This is a genomic window from Hydrogenophaga sp., assembly GCF_018780385.1.
GTDB lineage: Bacteria > Pseudomonadota > Gammaproteobacteria > Burkholderiales > Burkholderiaceae_C > Hydrogenophaga.
Map to the genome: position 1 here is coordinate 1 of NZ_JADMJO010000154.1, position 16281 is coordinate 16281.

16 protein-coding genes are annotated in these 16281 nt (G+C 65.6%); 15 read left to right on the plus strand and 1 reads right to left on the minus strand.

Annotated features, from left to right (window positions below):
- The 7 genes from glyQ to IV113_RS25550 form a co-directional block, all read left to right on the plus strand.
- On the plus strand, nucleotides 1–740 hold a 740-nt coding region (gene glyQ / locus IV113_RS25520), incomplete at its 5' end, for a glycine--tRNA ligase subunit alpha (protein WP_291091152.1).
- Between the two features lie 21 nt (nucleotides 741–761).
- Entirely contained in the window at nucleotides 762–2894 is a 2133-nt protein-coding gene (gene glyS, locus IV113_RS25525) for a glycine--tRNA ligase subunit beta (RefSeq protein ID WP_291091154.1), read from the plus strand.
- A gap of 7 nt (nucleotides 2895–2901) precedes the next feature.
- Nucleotides 2902–3486: a D-glycero-beta-D-manno-heptose 1,7-bisphosphate 7-phosphatase gene (gene gmhB, locus IV113_RS25530; RefSeq protein WP_291091156.1), complete on the plus strand. Its 585-nt coding sequence runs from the start codon at nucleotides 2902–2904 to the stop codon at nucleotides 3484–3486.
- An 18-nt stretch (nucleotides 3487–3504) separates the two neighbouring features.
- Nucleotides 3505–4245 (plus strand): lysophospholipid acyltransferase family protein, encoded by a 741-nt coding sequence (locus IV113_RS25535; protein ID WP_291091180.1) that lies wholly within the window; start codon nucleotides 3505–3507, stop codon nucleotides 4243–4245.
- Nucleotides 4246–4253: 8 nt separating this feature from the next.
- Entirely contained in the window at nucleotides 4254–5144 is an 891-nt protein-coding gene (locus IV113_RS25540) for a SprT family zinc-dependent metalloprotease (RefSeq protein WP_291091158.1), read from the plus strand.
- An 89-nt stretch (nucleotides 5145–5233) separates the two neighbouring features.
- Nucleotides 5234–5635 carry a MerR family DNA-binding transcriptional regulator gene (locus tag IV113_RS25545; RefSeq protein WP_291091160.1) on the plus strand — a complete coding sequence of 134 codons (402 nt, stop codon included), beginning with the start codon at nucleotides 5234–5236 and terminating at the stop codon, nucleotides 5633–5635.
- A 23-nt stretch (nucleotides 5636–5658) separates the two neighbouring features.
- A complete protein-coding gene (locus IV113_RS25550; protein ID WP_291091162.1) occupies nucleotides 5659–6024 on the plus strand; it encodes a DUF1304 domain-containing protein in 366 nt (121 codons plus the stop codon).
- Nucleotides 6025–6028: 4 nt separating this feature from the next.
- On the opposite strand, the gene IV113_RS25555 is transcribed toward IV113_RS25550, so the two are convergent.
- Nucleotides 6029–6634: a YigZ family protein gene (locus IV113_RS25555; protein WP_291091164.1), complete on the minus strand. Its 606-nt coding sequence runs from the start codon at nucleotides 6632–6634 to the stop codon at nucleotides 6029–6031.
- A gap of 108 nt (nucleotides 6635–6742) precedes the next feature.
- Here IV113_RS25555 and IV113_RS25560 point away from each other — a divergent pair, with 108 nt between their 5' ends.
- The 8 genes from IV113_RS25560 to IV113_RS25595 all read left to right on the plus strand — a co-directional run.
- A complete protein-coding gene (locus tag IV113_RS25560; protein WP_291091165.1) occupies nucleotides 6743–7204 on the plus strand; it encodes a PaaI family thioesterase in 462 nt (153 codons plus the stop codon).
- Between the two features lie 34 nt (nucleotides 7205–7238).
- A complete protein-coding gene (locus tag IV113_RS25565) occupies nucleotides 7239–8420 on the plus strand; it encodes an isovaleryl-CoA dehydrogenase (RefSeq protein ID WP_291091167.1) in 1182 nt (393 codons plus the stop codon).
- A 63-nt stretch (nucleotides 8421–8483) separates the two neighbouring features.
- Nucleotides 8484–9143, plus strand: a complete 660-nt coding sequence (can, locus tag IV113_RS25570) for a carbonate dehydratase (protein ID WP_291091169.1) — start codon at nucleotides 8484–8486, stop codon at nucleotides 9141–9143.
- A 14-nt stretch (nucleotides 9144–9157) separates the two neighbouring features.
- Nucleotides 9158–10969, plus strand: coding sequence for a bifunctional isocitrate dehydrogenase kinase/phosphatase (gene aceK / locus IV113_RS25575; protein WP_291091171.1), 1812 nt, complete (start codon nucleotides 9158–9160; stop codon nucleotides 10967–10969).
- Between the two features lie 33 nt (nucleotides 10970–11002).
- A complete protein-coding gene (locus IV113_RS25580) occupies nucleotides 11003–12187 on the plus strand; it encodes an acetyl-CoA C-acyltransferase (RefSeq protein ID WP_291091173.1) in 1185 nt (394 codons plus the stop codon).
- 136 nt (nucleotides 12188–12323) lie between these two features.
- A complete protein-coding gene (locus IV113_RS25585; RefSeq protein WP_291091175.1) occupies nucleotides 12324–13451 on the plus strand; it encodes an acyl-CoA dehydrogenase family protein in 1128 nt (375 codons plus the stop codon).
- A gap of 316 nt (nucleotides 13452–13767) precedes the next feature.
- The gene (gene trkA, locus IV113_RS25590) at nucleotides 13768–15159 is read left to right on the plus strand and encodes a Trk system potassium transporter TrkA (protein ID WP_291091176.1); all 1392 of its coding nucleotides are present in this window, start codon (nucleotides 13768–13770) and stop codon (nucleotides 15157–15159) included.
- Between the two features lie 7 nt (nucleotides 15160–15166).
- Nucleotides 15167–16281, plus strand: a 1115-nt coding sequence (locus IV113_RS25595) for a potassium transporter TrkG (RefSeq protein ID WP_291091178.1), incomplete at its 3' end; no start/stop codon positions are given.

The window sequence follows — 16281 nt, forward strand, 5'->3', positions numbered from 1 at the left end:
CCAGCCGCCGCCCCAAGGACGGCCGCTACGGCGAGAACCCCAACCGCCTGCAGCATTACTACCAATACCAGGTGGTCTTGAAGCCAGCGCCCAGCAACATCCTGGAGCTCTACCTCGGCAGCCTGGAAGCGCTGGGCTTCGACCTGAAGAAGAACGACATCCGCTTCGTGGAAGACGACTGGGAAAACCCCACGCTGGGCGCCTGGGGCCTGGGTTGGGAGGTGTGGTTGAACGGCATGGAGGTCACGCAGTTCACCTACTTCCAGCAGGTCGGCGGCATTGACTGCAAACCCATTACCGGCGAGATCACCTACGGTCTGGAGCGCCTGGCCATGTACCTGCAGGGCGTGGACAACGTCTACAACCTCAAGTGGACCGACACGCTGAGCTATGGCGACGTCTACCTGCAGAACGAAAAAGAGCAGTCGGCCTACAACTTCGAGCACAGCGACGCCGACTTCCTCTTCACCGCATTCACGGCGCACGAGAAGCAGGCCAAGCACCTGATGGAGCAGCAGCTCGCGCTGCCCGCCTACGAACAAGTGCTCAAGTGCGCGCACAGCTTCAACCTGCTGGACGCGCGCGGCGCCATCAGCGTGACCGAGCGCGCCGCCTACATCGGCCGCATCCGCAACCTCGCGCGCGGCGTGGCCCAGAGCTACTACGAAAGCCGCGAGCGCCTGGGCTTCCCCATGGCGCCTCGTGAGTGGGTGGACCAGATGACGAAGAAGGTTGCGTGAGCGCCCGGAGAAAGAACAAGAATGACTGCACAGAACCTGCTCGTCGAGCTGTTTGTTGAAGAGCTGCCACCCAAGGCATTGAAGAAGCTGGGCGACGCATTTGCCTCCGTGCTGGCCGACCAGCTCAAGGCCCAGGGCCTGGCGCCGACCGACGCGGTGGTGACGGCGTTCGCCTCGCCGCGACGCCTCGCTGCCCATGTCACCGGTGTGCTGGCTCGCGCAGCCGACAAGGCCGTGTCGCAAAAACTCATGCCGGTGAACGTGGGCCTGGATTCCAGCGGCCAGCCCACGCCGGCATTGCTCAAGCGCCTCAGTGCGCTCGGTGCCGATGCGTCGGCGGTGGCAGGCCTCAAGCGCGCGCCCGACGGCAAGGCCGAAGCGCTGTTTTATGAGAGCGTGGCGCCCGGGGCCGCACTGGCCGCGGGCCTGCAGAAGGCGTTGGACGAAGCGCTGGCCAAACTGCCCATTCCCAAGGTCATGAGCTACCAGCTGGAGACGGATTGCGAGCTGCCCGGCTGGACCAGCGTGAACTTCGTGCGGCCGGCCCACGGACTGGTGGCATTGCACGGCAGCGCCGTGGTGCCCGTGAAGGCATTGGGGCTGAAGGCGGGCAACACGACGCACGGCCACCGCTTTGAAGCGACCGTCTCGCCCGTGGTGCTCAAGGACGCCGATGGCTATGCGCTCACGCTGCTGGGCGATGGCGCGGTGATCGCCTCGTTTGCCGAGCGCAAGGCCGAGATCGTGCGTCAGCTGGGCGCAGCCGCTGCCAAGGTGGGCGGGGGCTGCAAGCCCATCGAAGACGACGCGCTGCTCGACGAAGTCACCGCATTGGTGGAGCGCCCCAACGTGCTGATCTGCGAGTTCGAGAACCAGTTTCTCGACGTGCCGCAGGAATGCCTGATCCTCACGATGAAGGCGAACCAGAAGTACTTTCCGATGCTCGATGCGCAGGGCAAGTTGACGAACAAGTTCCTCGTGGTCAGCAACATCAGCCCCACCGACGCGAGCGCGGTGATCGGCGGCAACGAGCGCGTGGTGCGCCCGCGCCTGGCCGACGCCAAGTTCTTCTTCGACCAGGACCGCAAGAAGACGCTGGCCTCGCGCGTCGAAGGCCTGGGCAAGGTGGTCTATCACAACAAGCTGGGCACGCAGGGCGAGCGCACGGAGCGGGTGCGCGCCATCGCGCGTGCCATCGGCCAACAGCTTGGTGGTGATGTGCTGGCGAAGAGCGCCGACACTGCCGCGCAGCTCGCCAAGACCGACCTGCTCACCGACATGGTGGGCGAGTTCCCCGAGCTGCAGGGCATCATGGGCGGCTACTACGCGCGCCACGACGGCATGACCGAAGACATCGCCTTCGCGATCGAAGACCACTACAAGCCGCGTTTCGCGGGCGACGAACTACCGCGCAACATGACGGGCGTGGTGGTGGCACTGGCCGACAAGCTGGAGACGCTGGTAGGCATGTTCGGCATCGGCAATCTGCCGACGGGCGATAAGGATCCGTTTGCGCTGCGCCGGCATGCGCTGGGTGTGGTCCGGATGCTGGTTGAGAAGGATCTTTCGGTGGAGTTGACGTGGTTGCTGTTCAACGCCGGAGATCCGTTTGGCGACAAGATCAACCGAGACCGTACTGCAGACGTCAACGCGCTCGCCGCCTTCATCTACGACCGCATTGCGGGCAGCCTGCGCGAGCAAGGCGGTACCGCGCAGGAGGTCGATGCCGTGCTTGCCTTGAAACCCCAGCGCCTGGGTGATGTGCCCAAGCGGCTCGCCGCCGTGCGCACCTTCGCCGCCCTGTCCGAAGCCCCAGCACTCGCTGCCGCCAACAAGCGCATCGGCAACATCCTCAAGAAATCCGAAGGCGAGGGTGCGGCAGTGCAGCAAGCATTGCTGGTCGAGGCCGCCGAGCAAGCGCTGTTCGCCGCCATGCAGGCCACCGTGCCCGACGCCAACGCGAAGTTCGAAGCCGGCGACTACACCGCCAGCCTGCAGGCGCTTGCCGCGCTGCGCGCCCCGGTCGACGCCTTCTTCGACGGCGTCATGGTCAACGCCGACGACCCCGCCCTCAAGGCCAACCGCCTGGGCCTCCTGCGGCAGTTGCACGACGCCATGAACCGCGTGGCCGACCTGTCTCGCCTCGCCACCTGAGATCACCATGAAACTCCTCATCCTCGACCGCGACGGCACGCTCAACCGCAGCCGCGACGACTACGTCGCCTCGCCGGACGAGTGGGAGGCGTTGCCCGGTGCGCTCGAAGCGGTGGCGCGGCTCAACCAGGGCGGCTGGCGTGTGGTGCTCGCCACCAACCAGTCCGGCATCGGGCGCGGCCTGTTCGACATGGCCTCGCTCAACGCCATCCACGCCAAGATGCACCGCCAGCTGGCGGTCGCGGGCGCTCGCGTGGAGGCCGTGTTCTTCTGCCCCCACGCACCCGACGAGGGCTGCAGCTGCCGCAAGCCGCTGCCGGGCCTGTTCAAGCAGATAGGGGATCGTTTCGGTGTGCCCCTGGCGACGGTTCCGGCGGCCGGCAATGCATTGCGACACACCCGCGCCGCCGCCGCCGCCGGCTGTCCTGCTCACCTGCTGCTCACCGGCCAGTCTGAGCACCTGCGCGGCCGTGTCGGTCTGGGCTCGGGCGGCGATCTCGCCGCGCTGGCACCCGACCTGCCGCCCGGTACCCACATACACGACGATCTCGGCGCGTTTGCCGACTGGCTGCTCGCGCAACCCACGACCTGAACGGTTTTCATGCTTCTCATCAATCTTCTGCGTTCGATCCTGCACACGCTGTTCATGGCGGTGACGGTGGTGCCTTGGGCGCTCGCGGTGCTCATCGCCGCCCCGTTCCTCAACAGCACACAGATCTACTGGATGTGCGCCGGCTGGCTCAAGCTGGCCGTCAACGGCGGCACGGTGATCCTGGGCATCAAGAACCACGTGATCGGGTTCGAGAACCTGCCCGTGGGCACCACCGCGCCCGCGGTGTTGCTGGTCAAGCACCAGTCCACCTGGGAAACCTTCTGCATGCCCGCGCTCATGCCGCACCCGCTGGCTTACGTGTTCAAGAAAGAGCTGCTGTACGTGCCGTTCTTCGGCTGGGCCATGGGCCGCATGGACATGATCCACATTGACCGAAGCAAGCGCGCCCAGGCTTTCAACAAGGTGGTCGAGCAAGGCCAGCGCCTGCTCAACCAGGGCACCTGGGTGATCATGTTTCCCGAGGGCACACGCATCCCTCGCGGCCAGAAGGGCAACTACAAAAGTGGTGGCACACGTCTGGCGGTGGAGACCGGCGCGCCGGTGATCCCGATTGCCGTGACCTCGGCCAAATGCTGGCCGCGCAAGGCCTTCATCAAGAAGCCCGGCACGGTGGAGTTCTCCATCGGCAAGCCGATTCCCAGCGCAGGCCGGGAACCCGACGAGCTGATGCGCGAAGTCGAGGCCTGGATCGAGGCGGAAATGCACCGTCTTGACCCCACGGCCTACCCCCAGGGCTGAGGCTGGCCATGCAGCGCTTCCTCCAGCTGGCGCTCGACTTCCTCGGCGGTCCCGATCCCGAGCCGCTGCGCCCGGCTCCCTCGCCACCGGTGGTGGCCGCTGCGCCGGCACTGCCGATGAACCAGGTGTTCCAGCCCGCGGCCTGGCATCACCCACGCGCCAACCGGATGCTGCGTCTGGGCTTGTGCGAAGTGGCTTACGAATTCAAACGCGGCAAGCGCCGCACCATCGGCCTGTCGGTGAGCCCGGACGGACTGAGCGTGAGTGCGCCGCGCTGGACACCGGTGGGCGAGGTCGAAGCCCTGCTGCACAACAAGTCGGCCTGGGTGCTGGAGAAGCTGCAGAACGCGCGCGAACGCGCTGGCGAGATGGCCCAGGCCCGCATCACGTGGGCCGAAGGCGCCGAGTTCGACTACCTGGGTGAACGTCTGCGCCTGGTGCTTGACCCGGCACACGGCTTCACGCAGGTGGGGGCGGTGTTCGAACCGGCGGCCGGCCTGGAATCCGTGGCCACACTGCGCCTGGGCGTTGCAGGCAACGCGAACGAAGCGCAGATCCGCGACGCCGCGCAGGCTTGGCTGATGAAGCAGGCCAAGGCGCTGTTTGCCCAGCGGCTGGACCACTTTGCGCCGCAGTTGGGGGTGCGCTACACCAAGCTGCGCCTGTCCAGCGCTGGTACACGCTGGGGCAGCGCCAGCGCCGACGGCACCATCCGCCTGAACTGGCGCCTGATCCACCTCAAGCTGGAGATGGTGGACTACGTGGTGGTGCACGAACTCAGCCACCTGCACCACATGGACCACAGCCCGCAGTTCTGGGACGTGGTGGCCAGCGTCATGCCCGACCATGCACAGCGGCGCAAGGCGCTGCGCAGCGCGGCCGTTCCCCTGGGCGAGTAGGGCGCCCGGAGAGTGGGTGCTTGCGACCGCGATTCCGTTAAGATCGCCGACTGACGTTGACGTAAACGTCAATTACAGGGCACGAACCCATGGCGACGATCACGACCTACACCATCAGCGACCTGGCGCGTGAGTTCGACCTCACCACCCGCGCCATCCGTTTCTACGAAGACATGGGGCTGCTGCAGCCGCAGCGTGAAGGCCCGGGCGGGCGCAACCGGGTCTACACCTCGCGCGACCGCACGCGCCTGAAGCTCACACTGCGCGCCAAGCGCCTGGGCTTGTCGCTGACCGAGGCCAAGGACATCATCGACATGTACGACAGCCCGCGCGACACCGGTCCGCAGCTGCGCAAGTTCCTCACCGTGCTGGCCGACCACCGCCGCCAGCTCGAAGAGCAGATGGCCGATCTGGTGGCCAACCTCGACGAGGTGAAGGTGCACGAAAAGGAAGCCCGCGCCCTGTTGGGCAAGGTGGAAAAGAAGGCTTGAGTCCGTCCATTGAAGGAGTTGCCATGTCCCTGATCGCCAATATCGTCGTTGCACTGGTTGCGTTGCTGCACCTCTACTTCCTTGTGCTCGAGATGTTCCTGTGGGACAAGCCGGCAGGCTTGCGTGCCTTTGGCCAGACGCCCGCATCGGCTGCGGCCACCAAGGTGCTGGCGGCCAACCAGGGCCTGTACAACGGTTTTCTCGCGGCCGGACTGCTGTGGGGTCTGTGGCTGGGCCCCGAAGGGTTTGGCGTGAAGGTGTTCTTCCTGCTGTGCGTGCTGGTGGCAGGCCTCTATGGCGCGGCCACCGCGAGTCGCAAGATCCTGTTCGTGCAGGCGCTGCCGGCGGCCGTGGGCCTGGTGCTGGTTTATCTGAGCCGCGCGGCCTGAAACGTCAGCCCGTGTCGGCGTCGTCGACGTTTCGCCACACCACCCTGCCTTGCCCGGCGTCATTGATGCGCGCCACCAACGCCGCAGCACGCGGCTCGGGCACGCGCAGCGTGACGTCCACCCCGTCACCGTGCTGCACCTCGGCCAGCGTGGCGCCGAAAGCGTCGAGCTCGCGCCGCAGCCAGCCTTCGAGCGCGTAAGGCAGCACGCAGCGCAGCAGCTGCCAGCGCATGACCGGCACCTTGTCCGCCGTCAGCAGCACCTGGGCCACGCTGTCGGTGTAAGCGCGCACCAGGCCGCCCGCGCCCAGCGGGGTGCCGCCGTAGTAGCGCACCACCGTGGCCAGCACACCTTCGAGATCCTGGTGGCGCAGCACCTCCAGCATCGGCCGTCCGGCCGTGCCGCCGGGCTCCCCGTCGTCGTTGGCCGCCGAGTGACCGCCTGCCATGAGCGCCCAGCACACGTGGGTGGCGCCGGGGTGTTTGGCGCGCAGCCCGGCCACACGCACCAGAGCGGCAGCGCGGTCGGCCACCGGCTCCACGCAGCCGATGAAGCGGCTTTTCTTGAGAGTCAGGTCGCTGTGGACGGGGGCGTTCAGGGTGAAAGGCATGGCCAGAAGAGCATAGCCCCGCCCATTGGTCCAGATGCTGGTCGGAAATTGACGTTTACGTAAACGTCAACGTAGAATCCAGGGTTTCACCCACGCACCGAGAACGCCGTGAACCTGCCCACCTTCGAGCCCCGCAACCCCGACTTTGAAGTCCGCGTGCGTGAAAGCTTTGCCCGCCAGGCCGCCATGCGCACGCTGGGCGCCACGCTCGCCGTGGTCAAGCCCGGGCGGGTGGAGATCACGCTGCCGTGGGCCGAGCCGTTGACCCAGCAACACGGCTTTCTGCACGCCGGCATGGTCGCCACCGGGCTCGATTCGGCCTGCGGTTACGCCGGGTTCTCACTGATGGCGTCGGACGCGGCGGTGCTCACGATCGAGTTCAAGATCAACCTGCTGGCACCCGCCCAGGGCCAGAGCTTCCGCATGGTCGGCATCGTCATCAAGCCCGGGCGCACCGTCACGGTGTGCGAGGGCCAGGCCTGGGCCATTGACGGCGGACGCGAAAAACTGGTGGCCACCATGGGCTGCACGCTCATGGCCGTGGTCGGCCGCGACAACATCCAGGGCTGATGCCCACCTTCCCATTTCATCGGAGACACAACCCATGACCAACCTGCCCGGCCTCAACTTCCAGCTCGGTGAAGACATCGATGCGCTGCGCGACGCGGTGCGCGATTTTGCGCAAGCCGAGATCGCACCGCGCGCGGCCGAGATCGACCAGAGCGACCAGTTCCCCATGGACCTGTGGCGCAAGATGGGTGACCTGGGTGTGCTGGGCATCACCGTGAGCGAGGAATACGGCGGCGCCAACATGGGCTACCTGGCCCACATGATCGCGATGGAAGAGATCTCGCGCGCTTCGGCCAGTGTGGGCCTCTCGTACGGTGCACACAGCAACCTGTGCGTGAACCAGATCAAGCGCAACGGCAGCGACGCGCAGCGCGCCAAATACCTGCCCAAGCTCATCAGCGGCGAACACGTGGGTGCACTCGCCATGAGCGAGCCGGGTGCCGGCTCCGACGTGATCAGCATGAAGCTCAAGGCCGAGGACAAGGGCGGTTACTACCTGCTCAACGGCAGCAAGATGTGGATCACCAACGGGCCTGATGCCGACACCATGGTGGTGTACGCCAAGTCGGAGCCCGAGATGGGCGCCAGGGGTGTGACGGCCTTCATCGTCGAGAAGGGCATGAAAGGCTTCAGCACCGCGCAGAAGCTCGACAAACTCGGCATGCGCGGCAGCCACACCGGCGAGATGGTGTTCATCAACGTGGAGGTGCCGGTCGAGAACATCCTGGGTGGCCTGAACAACGGCGCCAAGGTGCTCATGAGCGGGCTGGACTACGAGCGCGCCGTGCTCACCGGCGGGCCGCTGGGCATCATGCAGGCGGTCATGGACAACATCGTTCCCTACATCCACGACCGCAAGCAGTTCGGCCAGAGCATCGGTGAGTTCCAGCTGATCCAGGGCAAGGTCGCCGACATGTACACCGTGCTGCAGGCCGGTCGCTCGTTCGCCTACACGGTGGCAAAAAACCTCGACCTGCTCGGCGCCGAGCATGTGCGCCAGGTGCGCAAGGACTGTGCGTCCGTCATCCTGTGGTGTGCGGAAGAGGCCACCAAAATGGCCGGCAACGGCATCCAGATCTTCGGCGGCAACGGCTACATCAACGAATACCCGCTGGGGCGCCTGTGGCGCGACGCCAAGCTGTACGAGATCGGCGCCGGCACGAGCGAGATCCGCCGCATGCTGATCGGTCGTGAACTGTTTGCCGAGACCTGCTAACTTCGTTGTTTCCCAGCGCGAGCGCGCACCCTCGGCCGCACCGCCACCTCCTGAGAACATCGCATGACCTCGCACCTGAAAAACCTGTTTGACCACAACCGCGCGTGGGCCGCCGAGATGGTGGCGGCGCGCCCGACCTTTTTCACCGAACTGCTCAAGCAACAGAGCCCGCGCTACATGTGGATCGGCTGTTCCGACAGCCGCGTGCCAGCCAACCAGATCACCGGTCTGGCGCCCGGTGAGGTGTTCGTGCACCGCAACGTGGCCAACGTGGTCGTGCCGACCGACCTCAATTGCCTGTCGACCATCCAGTACGCGGTGGACGTGCTCAAGGTCGAGCACCTGATGGTGGTCGGCCACTACGGCTGTGGCGGTGTGCTGGCCGCGCTCAAGGACGTGCGCGTGGGTCTGGCCGACAACTGGTTGCGCCACATCAAGGACGTGCGCGACCGCCATGCCGGGCTGATCGACGGCCTGCCCGATCACCGCCGTGCCGACGCACTGTGTGAACTCAATGCGATCGAGCAGGTGATGAACGTGGCCCAGACCACGGTGGTGCAGGACGCCTGGACGCGTGGTCAGGCGCTCACGCTCCACGGCTGGGTGTATGGCCTGAGCGATGGCTTGCTCAAGGACCTGTTGATCACGGCCGAAGGCTCGCAGGGACTGGATGCCATCTACCGTGCGGCAGTGGATGGCGTGACGGCCCGGCATTTCGGCTGAACACCCGCGGCGCCATGCTTCCCCAGCGCCTCGACTCGACCCTGGCCTACGCCATCGCCAAGGCCATGATGGACGGCTTCAACCGGCACTACCGGCTGTTCCGCACCGAGTCGGCGCGTGCCAAACACCGCTTCGAGACGCGCGACTGGCTTGGCCAGCAACGCGCACAACGCGAGCGCATCGAGTTCTACGACCTGCGGGTCAAGGAATGCGTGATGCGGCTCATGAAGGAATTCGGCGCCGACGCGCAGCCGATGGATGTGTGGGAGCAGGTCAAGCTGCACTACATCGGACTGCTGGTGAACCACCACCAGCCCGAACTGGCCGAGACCTTCTTCAACTCGGTCACCACCAAGATTCTCCAGCGCGCCTATTTTCAGAACGACTTCATCTTCGTGCGCCCGGCCGTCTCCACCGAGTACATCGAAAACGTGGAGCCCAGCGCCCGGCCCACCTACCGCTGCTACTACCCCACCGCCGAGACCATGCAGGCCGAGGTGCTGCACATGCTCCAGGACTTCGACCTGCGCGTGCCGTTCGAGAACCTGGAGCGCGATGCTGAACTGGTGCTCGGGGCCATGAAGCGGCACTTCGACCATGTGAAGCTGCGCGCCAACTGCCAGTTCCAGGTGCTCTCGGGGCTGTTCTTCCGCAACAAGGGCGCGTACGTGGTTGGCAAGATCATCAACGGCTTCCAGGAGGTGCCGTTTGCGTTGCCCATCCTGCACAACACCGATGGAAAACTGGTGGTGGACGCTGCGCTCTTTGGCGAAGACGACCTGCTGATCCTGTTCAGCTTCGCGCGCGCCTACTTCATGGTCGACATGGAGATTCCGAGCGCCTATGTGCAGTTCTTGCGCGGCATGATGCCGCGCAAGCCGCGCGCCGAGTTCTACAACGCGCTCGGTCTGGCCAAGCAGGGCAAGACGCTGTTCTACCGCGACTTCCTTTTCCACATGCGGCACTCCACCGACAAGTTCCGCATTGCGCCCGGCATCAAGGGCATGGTCATGCTGGTGTTTGATCTGCCGAGTTTTCCGTTCGTGTTCAAGGTCATCAAGGACTTTTACCCACCGCAGAAGGACACCTCGCGCGAGCAGATCCGCGGCAAGTACCTGCTGGTCAAGCAGCACGACCGCGTGGGCCGCATGGCCGACACGCTGGAGTTCTCCGAGGTGGGTTTTCCGCGCGACCGCTTCACCGACGAGCTGATCGCCGAGATCCAGAAGTTCGCGCCCAGCCAGCTCGAGATCAGCGACCGCGACGGCGATGGTGACATCGAGGTGGTGCTCAAGCACTGCTATATCGAACGCCGCATGATCCCGCTCAACATCTACCTGCGGGAAGCGTTCGACGCGCTGCAGGCGCAGGCCGCCGACCCCACGGCCCTGGCGCAGCTCGAGCGCGCCGTGGTCGAGTACGGCAACGCCATCAAGGATCTGGTGGCCGCCAACATCTTCCCTGGCGACATGCTCTGGAAAAACTTCGGCATCACCCGCCATGGCAAGGTCGTGTTCTACGACTACGACGAGATCGAATACATCACCGACTGCAACTTTCGCCGCGTGCCCGAACCGCGCAACGCGGAGGATGAAATGTCGGGCGAGGTCTGGTACACGGTCGGCAAGCGCGACGTGTTCCCCGAGACCTTCGGCCCCTTCCTGCTCGGCAACGATGCCGTGCGCGAGGTCTTCATGAAGCACCACGCCGACCTGTTAGACGCCGCTTTCTGGCAGTCGCACAAGGAGCGCATCGCCGCCGGCCATGTGCACGACGTTTTTCCCTACGAGCGCGACCGGCGGTTCCTCGCCCACGCGCTTGCCTGACTCTTTCCCCCACCCTTTTCAAGGAGAACTTTCATGTCCCAAGACCCCATCGTCATCGTCGGTGCTGCCCGCACCCCCATGGGCTCGTTCCAGAGCGACTTCGCCAGCCTCTCGGCCCACGACCTGGGTGGTGCCGCCATCAAGGCGGCGGTTGAGCGCAGCGGCGTGGACCCCGAGAAAGTCGACGAGGTGCTGTTTGGCAACTGCCTGATGGCCGGCCAGGGCCAGGCGCCGGCGCGCCAGGCCGCGTTCAAGGGCGGGTTGCCGAAATCGGCCGGCGCGGTCACGCTCTCCAAGATGTGCGGCTCGGGCATGAAGGCCACCATGCTCGCGCACGACATGATCGCCGCCGGCAGCGCCACCGTGATGGTGGCTGGCGGCATGGAGAGCATGACCAACGCACCCTACCTGCTGCAGAAGGGCCGTGGCGGTTACCGCATGGGCCACGACAAGATCTTCGACCACATGATGCTCGACGGCCTGGAAGACGCCTACGAGGCCGGCCGCTCCATGGGCACATTTGGCGAAGACTGCGCGGCCAAGTACAGCTTCACCCGCGAGCAGCAGGACGCGTTCGCCATTGCCTCGGTCACGCGCGCCAAGGCGGCCACCGAGAGCGGTGCCTTCGCCGCGGAGATCACGCCCGTGACCGTGAAAGACCGCAGCGGCGAACGTGTGGTGTCCAACGACGAAGGCCCGGGCAAGGTCAAGCTCGACAAGATCCCGGGTCTCAAGCCTGCGTTCAAGAAGGACGGCACCATCACCGCCGCGTCCAGCTCATCCATCAACGACGGTGCCGCCGCGCTGGTGCTCATGCGGGCGTCCACCGCGCAGGCCCAGGGTCTGAAGCCGCTGGCGCGCATCGTCGGCCACACCACGCACGCCCAGGAACCCAACTGGTTTGCCACCGCCCCCGTGGGCGCCACGCAGAAGCTGCTGGCCAAGACCGGCTGGAGTGTGGCCGAGGTGGATCTGTGGGAAATCAACGAAGCTTTCGCCGTGGTGCCCATGGCGCTGATGACCGAGCTGAACATCCCGCACGAGAAGGTCAACGTCAACGGCGGCGCCTGCGCGCTGGGTCACCCCATCGGCGCCAGCGGCGCGCGCCTTCTGGTGACGCTGCTGCATGCGCTGCAGGCGCGCGGCGGCAAGAAGGGCGTGGCCACGCTGTGCATCGGCGGCGGCGAGGCCACCGCCATGGCGATTGAATTGGTATGACCCCCCGTTGCTTGCTCACTTCGTGTAGCCGCATACCCCCCAGGGGGCGATACCAGCGGCCCGGCCAAGCCGGTTCCGCGGTATCCCTGGCTTGCTTCCCCTCAGTCTGACAAAGTCTCCTCTCGAAAGCCCGGCCATGCTGAACCAAGACCAACTCATGATCCGCGACGCGGTGCGCAGCTTTGCCCAGGAGCAGCTCTGGCCGCACGCGGCGAAGTGGGACAAGGAACACCATTTCCCGACTGACGTGCACCAGGGCCTGGCCGAGCTCGGCGCTTACGGCATCTGTGTGCCCGAGGCGTTGGGCGGCGCGGGGCTGGACTATGTGACGCTGGCCGTGGTGCTGGAAGAAATTGCTGCCGGCGACGGCGGCACCAGCACGGCGATCTCGGTCACCAACTGTCCGGTCAACGCCATCCTGATGCGCTATGGCAGTGCTGCTCAGCAAGAGCAATGGCTGCGCCCGTTGGCCGCGGGCCAGATGCTCGGTGTGTTCTGCCTGACCGAACCACACGTGGGCTCGGACGCTTCGGCCCTGCGCACCACGGCGGTGAAGCAGGGTGACGAGTACGTCATCAACGGCGTCAAGCAGTTCATCACCAGCGGCAAGAACGGGCAGCTGGCGATCGTGATCGCGGTGACGGACAAGGGCGCCGGCAAGAAGGGCATGAGCGCCTTCGTCGTGCCCACCGCCACCCCGGGTTACGTGGTTGCGCGCCTCGAAGACAAGCTCGGCCAGCACAGCAGCGACACGGCTCAGATCAATTTCGACAACTGCCGCATCCCGGCAGAGAACCTGATCGGCACCGAGGGCGAGGGCTACAAGATCGCGCTCTCCGCGCTTGAGGGCGGACGCATCGGCATTGCGGCGCAAAGCATCGGCATGGCGCGCAGCGCGTTCGACTGCGCGTTGGCGTATTCAAAAGAGCGCGAGAGCTTCGGCCAACCCATCTTCAACCACCAGGCGGTGGGTTTTCGGCTGGCCGACATGGCCACGCAGATTGAAGCGGCGCGCGCGCTCACCCACCACGCCGCCGCCCTGCGCGACGCGGGCCAGCCGTGTTTGAAAGAGGCGGCCATGGCCAAGCTGTTCGCCAGCGAAATGGCCGAGGCTGTGTGCACTGCGGCCATTCAGGTGTTCGGCGGGTATGGCTATGTGAGCGACTTCCCGGTGGAGCGCATCTACCGGGATGTGCGGGTGTGCCAGATTTATGAAGGCACGTCGGACATTCAGAAGATCATCATCCAGCGTTCCTTGGCCTGAGTTCTTTGTGTTTGTCTCCGGTGCGTCCGGTCATCGGCGACCATGGCGCACGGCTCCGCGAATGTCCTCCGAGTCGGCTTCGCCGCCTCTCCCCCTTGATTTCGCTGCGCCGTGCCCCACGGCCGCCGATGACCTCGTTGGTATTCCGTCTGCAGACGCGCAAACATCACTTCAGGCTCGTGGGCGCGGTGTGTTCTGCGCAGCGGCATCAAGGAGGAGAGGCGGCGCAGCCGACTCGGGGGACAGCCGCGGAGCAGAGCACGCCGCGTCCGCGAGCCCGCGATGATGTAACGCGTGGGGGTAACATCCCGGCACCATGAACATCATCATCCTGGGCGCAGGCCGAGTCGGCGAGAGCGTCGCGGAGAGCCTGGTCTCCGAGCAAAACGACATCACCGTGATCGACATGGACCCGGCCCGCCTGCGCAGCCTGGAGGAGCGAATCGACCTGCGCGGCGTGGTGGGCAACGGCATCCAGCCATCGGTGTTGCGCGAAGCCGGCGCCAAGGACGCGGACATGGTGATCGCCTGCGCCGCCAACGACGAAACCAACCTGGTGGTGTGCAAGGTCGCGCACGACATCTTCAACGTGCCCAGCACCATCGCCCGGCTGCGTTCGCCCGAGTTCCTCGAAGGCGACGGCTTGCTCGGAAAGAGTGGTTTTGCGGTGGACCATGTGATCTGCCCCGAAGAGTCGGTCACGCGCTACATCCACCAACTCATCAGCTACCCCGAAGCCCTGCAGGTGCTGGAGTTCGCCGACGGCCGCGCCAGCCTGATTGCGATCCGTGCCACGCACGGCGGCTCGCTGGTGGGGCACACCATCGGTGAATTTCGCGAGCGCTTTCCGCACGCCGAGATGCGGGTGGTGGCGCTGTACCGACTCGACACCGAGATGGAAGCCACCAAGACCACCCGCATCCTGGCCGGCGACGAGGTGTTCGTGTTGGCCGACACGCAGAAGATCCGTTACGTGCTGGGCGCGATCCACAACATCGACAAGCCGGTGCGCCGCATCATGATTGCCGGCGGCGGCAAGGTCGGGCTGCGGCTGGCGCGCACGCTGGAAGGCCAGTGCCAGGTGAAGATCATCGAGCACGACCAGAAGCGCTGCGAATACCTGGCCAGTCAGGTGCCGTCGAGCATGCTGATCCTCAATGGCGACGGCGCCGACGAAGACCTGCTGCTCGAAGAGAGCGTGGGCGAGATGGACATGTTTCTGGCGCTCACCAGCGACGACGAGGACAACATCATGTCGGCCATGCTGGCCAAGCGCCTGGGCGCCGGGCGGGTGCTGGCGCTGATCAACCGCCGTGCCTACGCCGACATGATGCAGGGCAGCACCATCGACATCGCCATCTCCCCCTCGCAGACCGTCATTGGCGAGCTGCTCACGCACCTGCGCCGCGGTGACGTGGCGGCGGTGCACAGCCTGCGTCGGGGTGCGGCCGAGGCGCTCGAAGGCATTGCGCGCGGCGACGTGAAGACCAGCAAGCTGGTGGGCCGCCGCGTGGAAGAACTCAAGCTGCCCAAGGGCGTGCGCATCGGTGTCATCGTGCGCGGCGAGGGGAACAAGTCCGAGGTCCTGATGCCGCACCACGACACAGTGATCCAGGCCGATGACCGCATCGTCATGTTCATCCCGAACAAGCGCCTGGTGCGCGAGGTCGAGCGGCTGTTCCAGGTGGGCGCCACCTTCTTTGGTTAGGGTCTTCGTGTACAGCTTGCTGCCCGTCCTCTCGGTGTTCTCGCGCGTCTTGCTGGCGTTTGCACCGACCTTTCTGGTGCCGCTGGCCTGGGCGCTGTTTCTTGACGCACAGGGCCATGCCATGGTGTGGGCCGTGGGTTTCGTCATCACCATCCTCAGCGGTTTGTTGCTGTGGCAATGCACCAAACAGCACCGCCGCGAGCTCCAGACGCGCGACGGCTTCCTGCTGGTCAACGTGGTCTGGATGGTGCTGCCGGTGTATGCCGCCGTGCCACTGCTCTACACCGTGCCCGACATCGGCTGGACCAAGGCGTACTTCGAGGCCATGAGTGCGCTCACGGCCACCGGCGCCACAGCCCTCTCGGGCTTGGACGCGCTGCCGGTGTCGGTGAACGTGTGGCGGTGTTTCCTGCAACTGGTGGGCGGGCTGGGCATCATGCTGCTGGTGGTGGCGGTGCTGCCGCTGCTGGGCCTGGGCGGCGTGCAGCTGTACCGCGCCGAGACGCCGGGGCCCATGAAAGACACCAAATTCACCCCGCGTATTTCCGAGACCGCACGTGGCCTGTGGGGGGTGTACGTGATGTTTTCGGTGGCCTGCATGCTGGCCTACCGCTGGGCCGGTATGAGCTGGGCCGACGCCTTCATGCACATGTGCACCACCATGGGCCTGGGTGGTTTCTCGTCGCACGATGCCAGCTTCGGCCACTGGGATTCGCCGAAGATCGAGGCCGTGGCCACGGTCTTCATGGCGCTGGCCGGGGTGAGCTTCATGCGCTATTTCATCGTGTTGCGCCAGCGTTCGCTGCGCCCGCTCACGCACGACCGCGAGATCCGCACCTACGTCAGCGTGCTGGTGGTGTCCGTGATGCTGGTGGCCATCCTGCTGACGGCGCGGGGCGTGATAGGCAGTTTCCCCGAGGCGCTGCGCACCAGTGCATTTCATGTCGTGTCGGTGGCCACCACCACCGGCTACGCGTCGACCGACTACGCGCAGTGGCCGGTGTTTGCGCCGGTGCTGCTCATGTTTCTGGGCTGTTTTGTGTCGTGCGCGGGCTCCACGGGCGGTGGCATCAAGCTGGTGCGCATGGTGCTGCTGATCAAGCAGGCGCGGCGCGAGCTGGT

What these genes read in the sequence shown, in the direction of transcription:
- glyS (WP_291091154.1), top strand. Translation starts at nt 762, where the DNA reads ATGACTGCACAGAACCTGCTCGTCGAGCTGTTTGTTGAAGAGCTGCCA.
- gmhB (WP_291091156.1), top strand. Translation starts at nt 2,902, where the DNA reads ATGAAACTCCTCATCCTCGACCGCGACGGCACGCTCAACCGCAGCCGC.
- IV113_RS25540 (WP_291091158.1), top strand. Translation starts at nt 4,254, where the DNA reads ATGCAGCGCTTCCTCCAGCTGGCGCTCGACTTCCTCGGCGGTCCCGAT.
- IV113_RS25545 (WP_291091160.1), top strand. Translation starts at nt 5,234, where the DNA reads ATGGCGACGATCACGACCTACACCATCAGCGACCTGGCGCGTGAGTTC.
- IV113_RS25550 (WP_291091162.1), top strand. Translation starts at nt 5,659, where the DNA reads ATGTCCCTGATCGCCAATATCGTCGTTGCACTGGTTGCGTTGCTGCAC.
- IV113_RS25555 (WP_291091164.1), bottom strand. Translation starts at nt 6,634, where the DNA reads ATGCCTTTCACCCTGAACGCCCCCGTCCACAGCGACCTGACTCTCAAG.
- IV113_RS25565 (WP_291091167.1), top strand. Translation starts at nt 7,239, where the DNA reads ATGACCAACCTGCCCGGCCTCAACTTCCAGCTCGGTGAAGACATCGAT.
- can (WP_291091169.1), top strand. Translation starts at nt 8,484, where the DNA reads ATGACCTCGCACCTGAAAAACCTGTTTGACCACAACCGCGCGTGGGCC.
- aceK (WP_291091171.1), top strand. Translation starts at nt 9,158, where the DNA reads ATGCTTCCCCAGCGCCTCGACTCGACCCTGGCCTACGCCATCGCCAAG.
- IV113_RS25580 (WP_291091173.1), top strand. Translation starts at nt 11,003, where the DNA reads ATGTCCCAAGACCCCATCGTCATCGTCGGTGCTGCCCGCACCCCCATG.
- IV113_RS25585 (WP_291091175.1), top strand. Translation starts at nt 12,324, where the DNA reads ATGCTGAACCAAGACCAACTCATGATCCGCGACGCGGTGCGCAGCTTT.
- trkA (WP_291091176.1), top strand. Translation starts at nt 13,768, where the DNA reads ATGAACATCATCATCCTGGGCGCAGGCCGAGTCGGCGAGAGCGTCGCG.